Raw genomic sequence first — 14,607 nt, forward strand, 5'->3', positions numbered from 1 at the left:
TGATCAGGGGTGGACCAGTCGTGACCGTTGGACAATCGATCGTCTTCAACGGCGACCTCGGCAGCGGCAAGAGCACCGTGTCGGTCGAGATCGCCAAGCGGCTCGGCATGCGCCGGGTCAGTGTGGGGGACCTCTACCGGGAGATGGCGCAGCAGCGGCAGATGACCGCGTTGCAGCTCAACCTGCACGCCGAGCTCGACCAGGCTGTCGACGGCTACGTCGACCAGCTTCAGCGGGACATCGCCGCCTCCGGTGAGCGCCTGGTCATGGACTCCCGGCTGGCCTGGCACTTCTTCACCGACGCGCTCAAGGTCCACATGATCACCGAGCCGGGCGAGGCGGCCCGTCGGGTGCTCGCCCGACCGTCCGGCCCGGCGGAGAGCTACGCCTCCCTGGAGGAGGCCAAGGCCAAGCTTCGTGAGCGCAGCGTGAGCGAGCGCAGCCGGTTCATCATCCGATACGGCGTGGACAAGGCCCGGCTGCGCAACTACGACCTGATCTGCGACACCACCCGGGCGTCCGCCACCGAGGTGATCGAGCACATCGTCGCCGCGTACGAGGGGAAGCTCGGCGCCGAGGTGCTGCGTGACGGCCCGCCGCTGCTGCTGCTGGACCCGGCCCGCGTCTACCCGACCGAGGACATCGCCACGCTGCGCGGTCTGTGGGACACCGACTTCGTCGGCGACGTGGCCGAGGCCGGCGACGAGGCCCTCGAACCCCTGAAGATCGGGTTCACCGGCGAGTACTTCTTCGTCGTCGACGGTCACCGCCGCCTCAGCGCCGCCCTCCAGAACGGGTTCTCCATGGTCCCCGCCCAGCTGGTCGCCGAGGTCGACGAGCCGGTCGTGGGTGGGATGACGGCGATCGACTACTTCGCCGCCCAGGTCCGCCCCGGCCTGATCTACGACTGGGAGGCGGCTCACAAGATCCAGCTGCCGCTGCCCGAGCCCGCGCTGCTCCGCGGTGACGCGGTGCTCGCCGGGGACCCGGCCGCCAGCGCCTGAGCTCTGGGCGCCAGCGCCTGAGCTCTGGGCGCCGGCGCCTGAGTCGCCGGCGCCTGTGCTCGACGTCGACTGCACGGCGCCGAGGGCTGCCGGATGGCGGCCGCACCGGGATGATGGAACCTCCGACGCATCGACGGGGGAGGCCGGCCATGGAGGCTGCCGAAGCGCTCACACTGCTCATGTCGCCGCAGGGACGCGTCGACCCGTACCCGACGTACGAGCGGCTGCGCGCCCACGGGCCGGTGGTGCAGGCGATGCCGGGCATGTACGTGGTGACCGGCTACCCGGAGGCCGACGAGCTGCTGCGCGACCCCCGCCTCGGGGTGCTCGACGACCCGCTGCGCGACGAGGTCTGGCCGAACTGGCGGGACAGCCCCGCCGTGTCGTCGATCGCCCGGTCCATGCTGCGGACCAACCCGCCGGACCACAGCCGGATGCGTCGGCTGGCCGCCGGGGCGTTCAGCCCCCGCCGGATCGCCGGGATGCGCGACGTGGTGCGGGCACAGGCCGAGGAACTGCTCGACGCGATCGTCTCCCGGGCCGAGGACGATGCTCCGGTCGACGTGCTGGCCGACTTCGCGTACCCGCTGCCGGTCGGGGTGATCTGCGAGCTGCTCGGCGTACCCGCCGCCGACCGGCCGCTGTTCCGCCGTTGGGCCGGTGACCTGACCGGGGTGCTGGAGCCGGAGATAACCCCCGAGGAGTTGACGGTCGCCGACGCGGGCGCCTCCGAGCTGCGCGACTACTTCGTCGAGCTGATCGTCGCCCGGCGGCGGGCACCGGCCGACGACCTGACCACCGCGCTGGTCCAGGTGCACGACGCCGACGGCGACCGGCTCACCGGCGACGAACTGCTGGCCAACCTGGTGGTGCTGCTGGTGGCCGGCTTCGAGACCACCACCAACCTGCTCGGCAACGGTCTCGTCGTGCTGCTGGACCACCCGGCCGCCGCCGCCGAGCTGCGCGCCGATCCCGCGCTCGCCCCGGCGTACGTCGAGGAGCTGCTGCGCTACGACTCGCCGGTGCAGCTGACCACCCGCACCAGCACGGCGCCGGTGCGCTGCGGCGGGCTCGACCTCCCGGCCGGCAGCACGACGCTGCTGCTGCTCGGCGCGGCGAACCGGGACCCGCGCCGGTTTCCCGACCCACAGCGCTTCGACCCGACCCGTGACCAGGCGCACCCGCTGTCCTTCGGCGCCGGCCCGCACTACTGCCTCGGCGCCGGCCTGGCCCGGCTGGAGGCGCAACTGGCCTTCCCGATGCTGCTGCGCCGCCTCCCCGAGCTGGCGCTGGCCGAGCAGCCCCGGCACCGGACCCGGCTGACCCTGCGTGGCTACGAGAGCCTGCTGGTGACGCTGGGCACACCGGCCGTCGCCGATCGAGGTACGCCGGCCGGCACGTGGCGGGGCACTCCGTAGACTGGTACGGCATCCCCGTCCGACCCATGAAGGAGCCACCCCGCGTGACCGTCCAGCCCATCCGTCTGTTTGGGGATCCGGTGCTGCGCACGCCGGCCGATCCGGTGGTCGACTTCGACGCCGAGCTGCGTCGGCTCGTCGCCGACCTCACCGACACGATGCGTGAGCAGAACGGCGCCGGCCTGGCCGCCCCGCAGCTCGGTGTGAGCCTGCGGGTGTTCGCCTTCGACGTCGACGACGTGCTCGGGCACCTGGTCAACCCCGTGCTCGAGTTCCCCGACGAGGAGGAGCAGGACGGCCCGGAGGGCTGCCTGTCCATCCCCGGGCTCTACTTCGACACCAAGCGCCGCCAGAACGTCATCGCCAAGGGCTTCAGCTCGTTCGGCGACCCGATGCAGATCGTCGGCAGCGGCCTGATGGCCCGCTGCGTGCAGCACGAGACCGACCACCTCGACGGTGTGCTCTTCCTCGACCGGCTGGACGCCGCCGGGCGCAAGGAGGCCATGAAGGCGATCCGCCAGGCCGACTGGTACGACGCGGCAGCCCCGCCCACGATGAAGCTCAGCCCGCACCTCAGCGACCCGTTCGGTCTGGGTCGGTGACCGGATGCGCGTGATCTTCGCCGGCACGCCGGCCGTTGCCGTTCCCGCCCTGGCCGCCGTCGCCGCCTCCCGGCACGAGCTGGTCGCCGTGGTCACCCGGCCCGACGCGCCCGCCGGACGCGGGCGTGGCCTGTCCCGGTCCCCGGTCGGCGAGTGGGCCGACGAGCACGGCGTCGAGGTGCTCACGCCGGCCCGTCCCCGCGACCCCGAGTTCCTCGACCGGCTCCGCGCGCTCGCGCCGGACTGCGTGCCGGTGGTGGCCTACGGCGCGTTGGTGCCGCCGGCCGCCCTGGAGATCCCCCGGCACGGCTGGATCAACCTGCACTTCTCGCTGCTGCCCGCGTGGCGGGGTGCCGCACCCGTGCAGCACGCCGTGCTGCACGGCGACGAGCTGACCGGTGCCAGCGTCTTCCAGTTGGAGGAGGGCCTGGACACCGGCCCGGTCTACGGCACCCTGACCGACGAGATCCGGGCCGCCGACACCTCCGGTGACCTGCTGGAGCGGCTCGCCGACTCCGGGGCCGGTCTGCTGGTGGCAGTGCTCGACGCGATCGCCGACGGCACCGCCCGGGCCGAGCCGCAGCCCGCCGACGGGGTGTCGTTGGCGCCGAAGCTGACTGTGGACGACGCACGGGTGCGCTGGAGCGATCCGGCCTTCGCCGTGGACCGTCGGATCCGGGCCTGCACCCCGGCCCCGGGCAGCTGGACCACCTTCCGGGGCGAGCGGGTGAAGCTCGGCCCGGTCGTGCCGGTGCCCGACGGCCCAGAGTTGAAGCCGGGGGAGTTGCTGGTGGAGAAGTCCCGGGTGCTGAGCGGCACGGCGACACTGCCGGTGCGCCTCGGCGAGGTCCGCGCCGCGGGCAAGCGGGCAATGGGCGCGACCGACTGGGCGCGCGGCGTCCGGGTCGGCACTGGAGAGGACTTCGCGTGACAGCCCCCGAGGGCACCCGCCCCACCCGCTCCGGCCCGCCCGCGGGTCGTGGCGGGGACCGCCGGCCGGTCCGGCCACCACTGGACCGACCGCGTCGTGCGGCGTACGAGGCGGTTGCCGCGGTGCACCGCGACGACGCGTTCGCCAACCTCGTTCTGCCCATGATCCTGCGGGAGGAGGGGCTGTTCGGTCGGGACGCGGCCTTCGCCACCGAACTGACCTACGGCACCCTGCGCCACCTCGGCACGTTGGACGCGATCCTGACCGACGCGGCCGGCCGGGACGTGGCCCGGATCGACCCGCCGGTGCGTGACGCGCTGCGGCTCGGGGCGTACCAGCTGCTGCACACCCGGGTGCCGGCGCACGCCGCCGTCTCGTCGACAGTGGACCTGGTCCGCTCGGTCGCACCAGGTGCCACCGGCTTCGCCAACGCGGTGCTGCGCGAGGTGTCCACCCGGGACGCGGACGCCTGGGTGGAGAAGCTCGCCCCGCCGATGGAGACCGACCCGGTCGGGCACCTCGCACTGGCGTACAGCCACCCGCAGTGGATCGTGCGGGCGTTCTCCGAGGCGCTCGACGGTGATCTGGGTGAGACCGAGCGCCTGCTGATCGAGGACAATGAGCGCCCGCCGGTGCACCTGTGCGCGCGGCCGGGGCTGATTGACCCGGTCGAGTTGGCCGACCAGGTCGGCGGAGCGCCCGGTGCCTTCTCGCCGTACGCCGTCTATCTGCCCGGCGGCGCGCCGGGCGACATCCCGGCGGTGGTCGACGGTCGGGCCCACGTCCAGGACGAGGGCTCCCAGCTGGTGGCTGCCGCACTCGCCGACGCGCCGCTGGACGGCCCGGACGGGCGTTGGCTGGACCTGTGCGCCGGCCCGGGTGGCAAGGCCGGGCTGCTCGGCGCGCTGGCCGCGCAACGTGGTGCCCGGGTGACAGCGGTGGAGGTGGCCGAGCACCGTGCCCGGCTGGTCTCCCTGGCGACCCGGGATCTGCCGGTGGCCGTGCTGACCATGGACGGCCGTGAGGTCGGCGGCGACCCGAAGCTGCCGGAGCAGCACTTCGACCGGGTGCTGGTCGACGCCCCGTGCACCGGGCTGGGGTCGCTGCGCCGCCGGCCGGAGTCGCGTTGGCGTCGCCAGCCGTCCGACCTGCCGCCGCTGACCCGGCTGCAGCGGGAGTTGCTCGGCGCGGCGCTGCGGGCGGTCCGCCCCGGTGGGCTGGTCGCCTACGTCACCTGCTCGCCGCACACTGTCGAGACACACGTGACGGTGACCGAGGCGGCCCGCCGTAGCGGGGTTGCTGTGGACTTCGTGGACGCCCGGCCGCTGCTGCCGGCCGGCATGCCCGGTCTGGGCGACGGGCCGACCGTGCAGCTCTGGCCGCACCGCCACGGCACCGACGCGATGTTCCTCGCCGTGCTGCGCCGAGGCTGAGTCGCACCGACACCCGACGCGCGAAGGAAGGGCCCCTCGGGGCCCTTCCTTCAGCTCAGGGGCGCTCAGGTGACCGGGAGGCCCTTGTTGCCGGCGTTCTTCATCGAGCGGGTGAGGTTGCGGTCGGAGATCCAGAGGAAGCACTGCACGCCACGGTTGCCGTTCTTCCACTCCTCCTCGTACGGCTGGTAGTAGATCGTCCCGGCGCGGAAGTCGAGCTGGGAGTTGTCCGGTACCTTCGCGTACTTGGCGATCATCGACTGGCAGGCACGGTGGGTGCGCTTGATGGTGCGGGAGAACTCGGCGTAGGTGACGTCCGGCGCCTGCCAGACCCCGACGAACTCGGCGTGGTGCTTGGCGGTGCAGGACACCGGCACCATCTCGTCGACGTCGTCCTTGACCAGCTTCGGGTTGAAGCAGCGGTACGCCAGTGGCGCCGCGCCGGACAGCGCGCCCCGGAGGCTGCCGGTGCGCAGGTCGACAGCGGTGTCGTCGATGCTGGCGATCTCGGTGACGTCACAGCGGTACCAGCGGGCCCCGCCCGACCACGCCTGCGGCGAGGGCAGCACGACTGTCACGCCGAGTCGCCCGGCCCGCCAGTCGGCGCCCAGCGCCTTGTTGACCTCGGTGTCGCAGGCGCTCTGCGCGGCCCGCATGCCCACCGACCCGGCCTGCGGCGGTGCGTCGCGCTCGGCGCCCGGGCCGGTGAGGGTGCCGACGTGCATGGTCTCCACCCGGTGCGCCTCGGTACACGGCATCGGGTTGTAACCGCTCAGGAAGCCGACCTGCTGGGAGGAGTGGTGGCAGACGTCGGCGGCGGGAACGAACTGCTGCGCCGCGACGGGCGCCGGCCAGTCGTCGATGAGGTCAGTGTCGACTCCGGCGGGTGCGCCGCACCCGGCCAGTGCCAGGGTCAGGGCCGCACCCCCGGCGAACGCCGCCAACCACCGTCGCATCCCCGACCTCCCGCCGCTGGTGGCCTCCGGCCGGACCTCGCCGGTCGGTAGCGCCACGGCGCAGCAGCATACGGCACCGATGTTCAGATCGCCGGTAGTCCCTCCGGGCCGGCACCCCGCATCGAGCGGGTGAGTTTGCGGTCGTCGCTCCACAGGAAACACCGAACGCCCCGGTCACCCTCCTCCCACTCGCGTTGCGACGGTGGGTAGTAGATGGACCCGGCCCGGTACGGCAGGTCGCTGTTGTTCGGCACGGACGCGAACTCGGCGATCAACTGCATGCAACGTTGGTGCGCCTGCGCGGGCGACTTCTTGAAGTCGGCCCAGCTCATGTCCCGCTCCTCGTAGACGCCCACGAACTCGGCGCGGTGCGGTTCGGTGCAGAGCACCGGCGCCATGTAGTTGAGGTTGTCGCCGATCAGCTTCGGGTCGAAGCAGCGGTGCGTCAGCGGGTTGTCGCCGATCAACGCGCCGCGCAGGCTGCCGGTGCGGTTGACCGGGCGGGTGTTGTCGATGCTGCCGGTCTCGCTGAGGTCGCAGCGGAACCAGCGCGCGCCGCCGGACCAGGCGGGTGCGGACGGCAACGCGAGCGACAGCGCCAGCCGGGCGGTGTGCCAGTCGCCGCCGAGCACCTCCCGGGCCCGCTGGTCGCACTCAGCGCGGGCGGTGCGCAGCGCCGGCGACCCGGACTCGGGTCGGGTCTCGGTCAGCGCGTCGGGCCCGACGAACGTGCCGACGTGGATGGTCTCGGCCAGGTGGCTGCGCGCGCAGTCCACCGTCTCGTAGGTGCTGGCCTGCACGACCGGGATGATCCGGGGCAGGCAGGTGTCGGCGGCGGGAGCGAACGGCTTCGGGACCCGCAGCGCCGGCCAGTCGTCGGTGAGGTCACCGTCCGCGCCTCGCGCCGGCGCGCAGCCGGCCAGCAGCATCGTGGTGACGCCGGCCAGCGCCAGCGCTGGAAGCCACCGTCGCATCGTCCGCCCTTCCGGGAGCTGGCGGCCGGTCACCGCGCCCCGCGGCGAGACCCCGGCGGGCGTGCAGCCTACGGCACAGTCCCGGTTGGAGTGTCGTCGCCTTTCCGTCGATCGGCCAGCCAATGACGTCTGTTCGTCCGGAATCGGCGGTCCGGAGCGACCAATTCTGCACCACTGGTCACTGCTGGATCACAGCGTGTCCCTGTTGGTGCCGCGATGCGGGTTGCGGGCCGCAACGTTCGTACACTGACCACGTGACCGTACCGCCGCCGATCGTCGCGCCGAGCATTCTGGCCGCCGATTTCGCCCGCCTCGCCGAAGAAGTCCGTGCCGTCGAGGACGCCGCGGACTGGTTGCACGTCGATGTGATGGACAACCACTTCGTGCCGAACCTGACCATCGGGCTGCCCGTCGTGCAGAGCCTGCGGGCTGTCACCGCGATGCCGTTCGACGTGCACCTGATGATCGAGGATCCGCGCCGCTGGGCCCCCGGTTACGCGGACGCCGGGGCGTACAACGTCACCTTCCACGCCGAGGCGTCCGACGATCCGGTGGCGCTGGCCAAGGACCTGCGCTCGGCCGGTGCGAAGGCTGGCCTGGCCATCGACCGGGACACCCCGATCGAGCCGTACCTCGACCTGCTGCCCAGCTTCGACACCCTGCTGATCATGACGATCAAGGCCGGCTTCGGCGGGCAGCGGTTCATCCCGCAACTGCTGGACAAGGTTCGTACCGCCCGCCGGCACATCTCGGCCGGGCACCTGGAACTGCGCATCGAGGTGGACGGCGGGATCGCCGCCGACACCATCGAGCAGGCCGCCGCCGCGGGCGCCGACGCGTTCGTGGCCGGCACCGCCGTGTACGGCGCCGCCGACCCGGCCGAGGCCGTACGGCACCTGCGGGCACTGGCGGCACGCGCGGCTCCAGGCGCCTGAGGTGGACTCCGACGACGACCGTAAGGACATCATCCTCGTCGTCGACGACGACGAGGACATCGCTCGTTTCGTCGAGTTCAACCTGCGGCTGCACGGCTTCGAGGTGATCCACGCCAGCGACGGTCAGGAGGCGCTCGAGGTCATCGAACGCCAGCGTCCGGACCTGGCGGTGATCGACCTGATGATGCCCCGGATCGACGGGTTGGAGCTGACCCGGCGGCTGCGCGCCGACCCGATGACCTCCGCCATTCCGGTGATCATGTTGACCGCCAAGGGTATGACGGTGGACAAGGTGCACGGTCTCAGCGCCGGCGCCGACGACTACCTGGTCAAGCCGTTCGACACCGCCGAGCTGGTGGCCCGGGTCTCCTCCACGTTGCGCCGCAACAAGGAGTTCCGGGAGGTCTCCCCGCTGACCGGGTTGCCCGGCAACAGCCGGATCCGTCGGGAGATCAGCGACCGGGTCCGCCACGGTGTCGACTACGCGGTCGGCTACATCGACATCGACCGGTTCAAGAGCGTCAACGACCGGTACGGTTTCGTCCGCGGCGACGACTTCATCTCCGCGCTGGCCCGCAGCCTGCACCGGGCGGTGGTGGCGGTGGGGCTGCCACCGGCCTTCCTCGGTCACGTCGGTGGCGACGACTTCGTCATCGTCTGCGCCCCGGACCAGGTCCGCCCGCTGACGTCCCGGGCGGTGGTCGACTTCGAGAAGTCGGCCGACACGCTCTACGACGCGACCGACCGTGAGCGCGGCTTCGTCGAGCTGAAGGACCGGCGCGGCAACATCCGGCGCGCCGCCCTGGTCACGCTCTCCATCGGGGTGTCCCTCTCCGACGCCGGCAAGCGGTTCACCGACCCCCTCGAAGCGATCGCGGTGGCCTCGGAGATGAAGACGGTCGCCAAGAGCCAGCCGGGCTCGTACGTGGCAGTGGATCGGCGTCGCGGCGTCACCTGACGCGTGATCCCGCTGTGAAGTACCTCGCCTAGGTGGCGGCGCACCCGCATCGGCGTGTAAGACTGCCCGTATAACCCACCACGCGCTGGCGGGACTCGGTGAAATTCCGAACCGGCGGTGATCCACGGTCCAACCGTGGTCAGCCCGCGACCCGGACGGCTCTGGCCGCCCGGTGGACCTGGTGAAAATCCGGGGCCGACGGTTGGGGGCGGTTCGTCCGCGCCCAGACAGTCCGGATGGGAGACAGCGCGCGGGACGGACGGGTCCGAGCCGGCCGCTGGCTTCAGCGTGCCGTGCCGAGCCCTCCGGGGCGGCTGTGCCGTTCCCGGACTCCGCCTCCGCCTGCCCGCGGCTCCATGGCCGCAGCCTCCCTGACCGCCAGCGCGCGGACCGGCGAGTGAGAGGGCAGGGGCAGCGCGATGGCCAGCGTCTCCGTCGATGAGGCGATGCGGCGTGCGATCGAGTTGGCGGCGCGCGGGCTCGGCACGACCAGCCCCAATCCGGTGGTCGGTTGCGTGCTGCTCGACGACGACGGCCAGGTCGTGGGTGAGGGCTTCCACGCGTACGCCGGCGGGCCGCACGCCGAGATCGTCGCCCTCGCGCAGGCCGGGCAGCGGGCCAAGGGCGGCACCGCCGTCGTCACTCTGGAACCCTGCGATCACACCGGCCGCACCGGCCCCTGCAGTTCGGCGCTCGTCCAGGCCGGGGTCGCCCGGGTGGTCATCGCCGTGCCCGACCCCAACCCGGTCGCGTCCGGCGGCGCCGCCACCCTGCGCGCCGCCGGGGTCCGTGTCGACCTGGGCGTACGCGGCGAGGAGGCCGAGGCCGGCAACGTCGCCTGGCTGACCTCGATGCGCCGGGGCTGGCCGTACGTCATCTGGAAGTACGCCGCAACCGTCGACGGGCGCTCCGCTGCGCTGGACGGCACCAGCATGTGGATCACCTCGGAGGCGGCCCGGATCGATGTGCACGCCCTGCGTGGCACTGTCGACGCGGTGCTCGCCGGGGTGGGCACCGTTCTCGCCGACGACCCCCGGTTGACCGCTCGCAACCTTCGCGACGGCAGCCTGGCCATCCGGCAGCCGCTGCGGGTGGTGGTGGACAGCTCGGGGCGTACCCCGGCTGACGCCCGGGTCCGCGACGGCGCCGCGCGGACGTGGATCGCGACCGCCGCCGAGGTGGGCGCCGACCCGGACGGCCGGGTCGACCTGACGGCGCTGCTCGCGGCGCTGCACCAGCGCGGGGTCCGCGCGGTGCTGCTGGAGGGCGGCCCCCGGCTGGCCGGCGCGTTCCTGCGGGCCGGCCTGGTCGACAAGATCGTCGGGTACGTCGCACCCCGGTTGCTCGGCGCCGGCCCGACCGCCCTGGTCGACGCCGGAGTGAGCACCATCGCTGAGGCCATCGATCTGGAGTTCGTCGACGTTACGCAGATCGGTCCGGATCTCCGGATCACCGCTTTGCCCCGCAAAAGGGAGGGCTGAGATGTTCACCGGCATTATCGAGGAGTTGGGCGAGATCGTCCGGGTCACGCCGACGGCGGGCGATTCGGCGCTGATCGGCGTACGCGGTCCGCTGGTCACCTCCGACGCCCGGCACGGCGACTCCATCGCGGTCAACGGCGTGTGCCTGACCGTGGTGGACGTGGCCGACGGGGTCTTCACCGCCGACGTGATGGGGGAGACGCTGCGCCGCTCCGCGCTGGGCGCGCTGAACGTCGGCGACCCGGTCAACCTGGAGCGGGCCGCCGCACTCGGCAGCCGGCTCGGCGGGCACCTGGTGCAGGGCCACGTGGACGGCGTCGGCGCGGTGCTCTCCCGGGAGCCGGCCGAGCAGTGGGAGACGGTCCGGTTCCGGCTGCCCGCCGCCCTGTCCCGGTACGTGGTGGAGAAGGGCTCGATCACCATCGACGGTGTCTCGCTGACCGTGGCCCAGGTGGGCGCGGACGAGTTCGCCGTCGGGTTGATCCCGACCACGCTCAAGCTGACCACGCTCGGCGCGAAGAGCGTCGGCGACCCGGTCAACCTGGAGGTCGACGTGCTGGCCAAGTACGTCGAGCGGCTGCTCGGCGATCGGCTCACGGGCACCGACGGCACCGGGGCGGCCTCGATCACCGGCGGGGTGGCCTGATGGGCCCGCTGAGCTGGCTGCTGGACGCACAGGTGCAGGTGGGCGGCTCGTCGGTGCTGGCCCGGGAGATCGTCGGCAACGCGTTCGGGCTGGTCTCCGCGCTGCTCGGGCTGCGCCGGCTGGTCTGGGCGTGGCCGGTCGGCATGGTCGGCAACGCGCTGCTGCTCACCGTCTTCCTCGGCGGGGTGTTCGCCACCCCCCAGGAGCACGACCTGTACGGGCAGGCCGGCCGACAGGTGTTCTTCTTCGCGGTCAGCGTCTACGGCTGGTGGCGCTGGCAGTCGAACCGCCGCGCCGACGGCGGTCAGGCAGCGGTCGTCCCGCGCTGGGCCACCGGGCGGGAGCGGCTGATGCTGCTGCTGGCCGCCGTGGTCGGCACCGCCGCCGCGTACCCGGTGCTCAAGGCGCTGGGCTCGTGGGGTCCGCTGCCCGACGCCTGGATCCTCACCGGCAGCCTGCTGGCCACCTACGGCATGGCACGCGGCTGGGTGGAGTTCTGGCTGCTCTGGATCGCGGTGGACGCGGTCGGCGTGCCGCTGCTGCTGCGCGGCGGGTTCTACCCGTCGGCGGTCATGTACCTGATCTACGGCGCCCTCTGCGCCTGGGGCTTCGCCGCCTGGTGGCGCACCTCGCGCGCCGCGGCCCTCGCCCGTACGCCCATCTACCGGGAGGCCGTCGCGTGACCAGCTTCGGGGATATCGAGCAGGCGGTCGCCGAGATCGCGGCCGGTCGGCCGGTGGTCGTCGTCGACGACGCCGACCGCGAGAACGAGGGCGACCTGATCTTCGCGGCCGAGCTGGCCACACCGGAGCTGATGGCGTTCATGGTGCGCTACACCTCCGGGTACGTCTGCGTGGCGTTGACCGAGAGCGAGGCCGACCGCCTCGACCTGCCGCCGATGCACCACACCAACCAGGACCGGCGCGGCACCGCGTACACGGTGACAGTGGACGCCCGGGAGGGTGTCAGCACCGGCATCTCGGCGGCCGACCGCGCGCACACCAGCCGGCTGCTCGCGGCAGCGGCGACCGACCCGACCGACCTGGCCCGGCCCGGGCACGTCGTGCCGCTGCGCGCCCGCGAGGGCGGGGTGCTGCGCCGCCCCGGGCACACCGAGGCGGGGATCGACCTGACCCGGCTGGCCGGGTTGCGCCCGGCCGGCGTGCTCTGCGAGCTGGTCAACGACGACGGCACCATGATGCGGTTGCCGGACCTGGAGAAGTTCTCCGCCGAGCACGGCCTCACGTTGATCACGATCGCCGACCTGATCGCCTACCGGCGGCGTACCGAGAAGCAGGTCGAGCTTGTCGCCGACGCCCGGATGCCCACCCGGCATGGGGTCTTCCGGGCCCTCGGCTACCGCGCGGAGCACGACCCGGCCGAACACATCGCGATGGTGCTGGGCGACCTCGGCGACGGCCAGGACGTGCTGGTGCGGGTGCACTCCGAGTGCCTCACCGGGGACGTGTTCGGCTCACTGCGCTGCGACTGCGGGCCGCAGCTGGACGCCGCGCTGGCCCGGGTCGGGCGGGAGGGCCGTGGCGTGGTGCTCTACGTCCGCGGGCACGAGGGGCGCGGCATCGGGCTGCTGCACAAGCTGCAGGCGTACCAGTTGCAGGACTCCGGCCGTGACACCGTCGACGCCAACCTCGACCTGGGCCTGCCGGCCGACGCCCGCGACTACGGCACCGGCGCGCAGATCCTCTACGACCTGGGCGTGCGCTCGATGCGACTGCTGACCAACAATCCGGCCAAGCGGGCCGGGTTGGAGGGCTACGGGTTGACCATCACCGGCCGGGAGGGATTGCCGGCCGGTGCGCACCCGGAGAACCTGCGCTACCTGCGCACCAAGCGGGACCGGATGGGTCACCTGCTGGACGAGTTGGACGAGCTGTCCGAGGCGCCGCTGGGGCGCCCGGTCGCCAACGACGAGATCGGAGCATGACGATGGCGGGTTTCGGTGAGCCGGGAGTCGACGCGGTGGATGCCGCGGGGCTGACCGTCGGGGTCGTTGCCGCCCGCTGGCACGGCGACCTCACCGACCACATGCTGGAGCGGGCGTTGGCGGCCGCCGAGGCGTGCGGGGCCCGGTCCGTGGTCGCCCGGGTCGCCGGCTCGGTCGAGCTGCCGGTGGTCGCCCAGGCCCTCGCGCGCCGCTGCGACGTGGTGGTCGCGCTCGGCGTGGTGGTCCGCGGTTCCACCGCGCACTTCGACTACGTCTGCCGCTCGGTCACCGACGGGCTGACCCGGGTGGCGCTGGACGAGGGCAAGCCGGTGGCGCACGGGGTGCTGACCGTGGAGACCATCGAGCAGGCCCGGGACCGCGCCGGTCTGCCCGGCTCGGCGGAGGACAAGGGCTGGGCCGCGACCGTCGCCGCGCTCGACGCTGCGCTGGCCGTCCGGACCGTCGCCGCCGGCAGCGCCCAGCGGGTCGGCTTCGGCGGCTGAGGCATCCTCGCCGCCGGCTGCCCCGCCCTTGCCGGCGGCCGGCTTGAGATGCCGCCTGCGTGCGGGGCGGCCGGCTTCAGAGCCGGCCGGCCTCGATGATCCGGTGCAGGAACTGCCGGGTGCGCGGCTGGGTCGGCTCGCCCAGCACCTGCTCGGGCGGGCCGCTCTCGACGACCCGACCCTCGTCGAGGAAGCACACCTCATCGGCGACCTCCCGGGCGAAGCTCATCTCGTGGGTGGCCAGCACCATGGTCATCCCGTCGGCCTTCAGGTCCCGGATCATCGCCAGCACCTCACCGACGAGTTCCGGGTCCAGCGCGGAGGTCACCTCGTCGAGCAGCATCAGCCGAGGTGAGTTCGCCAGCGCCCGGACGATCGCCACCCGCTGCTGCTGCCCGCCGGAGAGCCGGTCCGGGTAGGCGTCCGCCCTGGCGCCGAGCCCCACCCGGTCGAGCAGCTCCCGGGCCTGGGCCTCCGCCTCCGCCCGGGCCCGCCGGTGTACGCGGCGCGGGGCGAGGGTGACGTTCTCCAACACGCTCAGGTGCGGAAACAGGTTGTACGCCTGGAACACCATGCCGATGCGCCGACGGACCCGGTCCGGGTCAACCCGGGGATCGGAGATGTCCTCCCCGTCCAGCTCGATGGTGCCGTCGTCCAACTCCTCCAGCAGGTTCACGCACCGCAGCAGCGTCGACTTGCCCGACCCGGAGGCGCCGATCAGCGCCACCACCTGATGCTCGGAGACGGTCAGGTCGAGCTGGTCGAGCACCACCTGGCCGGCGAACTCCTTGCGCAGACCCCGGCAGCGAAGCAAAGCCATC

At 72.7% G+C, this 14,607-nt stretch carries 15 protein-coding genes; 12 read left to right on the forward strand and 3 right to left on the reverse strand.

The window, feature by feature from the left end; all coding sequences use genetic code 11:
• The first annotated feature begins 20 nt into the window (after nucleotides 1-20).
• The 5 genes from FBZ33_RS10255 (at nucleotide 21) to FBZ33_RS10275 (ending at nucleotide 5,388) form a co-directional block, all read left to right on the forward strand.
• The gene (locus tag FBZ33_RS10255; RefSeq protein WP_088947465.1) at nucleotides 21-1,004 is read left to right on the forward strand and encodes an AAA family ATPase; all 984 of its coding nucleotides are present in this window, start codon (nucleotides 21-23) and stop codon (nucleotides 1,002-1,004) included.
• Between the two features lie 149 nt (nucleotides 1,005-1,153).
• Nucleotides 1,154-2,422, forward strand: coding sequence for a cytochrome P450 (locus FBZ33_RS10260; RefSeq protein WP_141908850.1), 1,269 nt, complete (start codon nucleotides 1,154-1,156; stop codon nucleotides 2,420-2,422).
• Nucleotides 2,423-2,466: 44 nt separating this feature from the next.
• Entirely contained in the window at nucleotides 2,467-3,024 is a 558-nt protein-coding gene (def, locus tag FBZ33_RS10265; protein WP_141908851.1) for a peptide deformylase, read from the forward strand.
• Between the two features lie 4 nt (nucleotides 3,025-3,028).
• A complete protein-coding gene (gene fmt, locus FBZ33_RS10270) occupies nucleotides 3,029-3,955 on the forward strand; it encodes a methionyl-tRNA formyltransferase (protein ID WP_141908852.1) in 927 nt (308 codons plus the stop codon).
• The gene (locus FBZ33_RS10275; RefSeq protein ID WP_370453080.1) at nucleotides 3,910-5,388 is read left to right on the forward strand and encodes an RsmB/NOP family class I SAM-dependent RNA methyltransferase; all 1,479 of its coding nucleotides are present in this window, start codon (nucleotides 3,910-3,912) and stop codon (nucleotides 5,386-5,388) included. The genes fmt and FBZ33_RS10275 overlap by 46 nt, the downstream gene beginning before the upstream one ends.
• A gap of 65 nt (nucleotides 5,389-5,453) precedes the next feature.
• Here the strand turns inward: FBZ33_RS10275 and FBZ33_RS10280 are convergent, their stop codons facing one another.
• Both FBZ33_RS10280 and FBZ33_RS10285 read right to left on the reverse strand, forming a co-directional pair.
• On the reverse strand, nucleotides 5,454-6,344 hold the full coding sequence (locus FBZ33_RS10280) for a septum formation family protein (protein ID WP_141912559.1): 891 nt from the start codon (nucleotides 6,342-6,344) through the stop codon (nucleotides 5,454-5,456).
• An 83-nt stretch (nucleotides 6,345-6,427) separates the two neighbouring features.
• Entirely contained in the window at nucleotides 6,428-7,318 is an 891-nt protein-coding gene (locus FBZ33_RS10285) for a septum formation family protein (RefSeq protein WP_141908853.1), read from the reverse strand.
• 254 nt (nucleotides 7,319-7,572) lie between these two features.
• Here FBZ33_RS10285 and rpe point away from each other — a divergent pair, with 254 nt between their 5' ends.
• From rpe to ribH, 7 genes are all read left to right on the forward strand, one after another.
• Nucleotides 7,573-8,253 carry a ribulose-phosphate 3-epimerase gene (gene rpe, locus FBZ33_RS10290; protein ID WP_088947472.1) on the forward strand — a complete coding sequence of 227 codons (681 nt, stop codon included), beginning with the start codon at nucleotides 7,573-7,575 and terminating at the stop codon, nucleotides 8,251-8,253.
• Nucleotide 8,254: 1 nt separating this feature from the next.
• Nucleotides 8,255-9,211, forward strand: a complete 957-nt coding sequence (locus FBZ33_RS10295) for a response regulator (protein WP_088947473.1) — start codon at nucleotides 8,255-8,257, stop codon at nucleotides 9,209-9,211.
• 419 nt (nucleotides 9,212-9,630) lie between these two features.
• Complete coding sequence (gene ribD / locus FBZ33_RS10300) at nucleotides 9,631-10,692, forward strand: bifunctional diaminohydroxyphosphoribosylaminopyrimidine deaminase/5-amino-6-(5-phosphoribosylamino)uracil reductase RibD (RefSeq protein WP_088947474.1); 1,062 nt, start codon at nucleotides 9,631-9,633, stop codon at nucleotides 10,690-10,692.
• Between the two features lies 1 nt (nucleotide 10,693).
• Nucleotides 10,694-11,338, forward strand: coding sequence for a riboflavin synthase (locus tag FBZ33_RS10305; protein ID WP_141908854.1), 645 nt, complete (start codon nucleotides 10,694-10,696; stop codon nucleotides 11,336-11,338).
• Entirely contained in the window at nucleotides 11,338-12,021 is a 684-nt protein-coding gene (pnuC, locus tag FBZ33_RS10310; RefSeq protein WP_141908855.1) for a nicotinamide riboside transporter PnuC, read from the forward strand. Before FBZ33_RS10305 ends, pnuC begins: the two co-directional genes overlap by 1 nt.
• The gene (locus FBZ33_RS10315) at nucleotides 12,018-13,283 is read left to right on the forward strand and encodes a bifunctional 3,4-dihydroxy-2-butanone-4-phosphate synthase/GTP cyclohydrolase II (protein ID WP_088947477.1); all 1,266 of its coding nucleotides are present in this window, start codon (nucleotides 12,018-12,020) and stop codon (nucleotides 13,281-13,283) included. The genes pnuC and FBZ33_RS10315 overlap by 4 nt, the downstream gene beginning before the upstream one ends.
• A 2-nt stretch (nucleotides 13,284-13,285) precedes the next feature.
• The gene (gene ribH / locus FBZ33_RS10320; RefSeq protein ID WP_088947478.1) at nucleotides 13,286-13,786 is read left to right on the forward strand and encodes a 6,7-dimethyl-8-ribityllumazine synthase; all 501 of its coding nucleotides are present in this window, start codon (nucleotides 13,286-13,288) and stop codon (nucleotides 13,784-13,786) included.
• Nucleotides 13,787-13,862: 76 nt separating this feature from the next.
• On the opposite strand, the gene FBZ33_RS10325 is transcribed toward ribH, so the two are convergent.
• The gene (locus tag FBZ33_RS10325) at nucleotides 13,863-14,606 is read right to left on the reverse strand and encodes an amino acid ABC transporter ATP-binding protein (RefSeq protein WP_088947479.1); all 744 of its coding nucleotides are present in this window, start codon (nucleotides 14,604-14,606) and stop codon (nucleotides 13,863-13,865) included.
• Nucleotide 14,607: the final 1 nt, after the last annotated feature.

Origin of the sequence: Micromonospora sp. A202 (genome assembly GCF_006715105.1) — a bacterium.
GTDB classification, from domain to species: domain Bacteria; phylum Actinomycetota; class Actinomycetes; order Mycobacteriales; family Micromonosporaceae; genus Micromonospora; species Micromonospora zamorensis.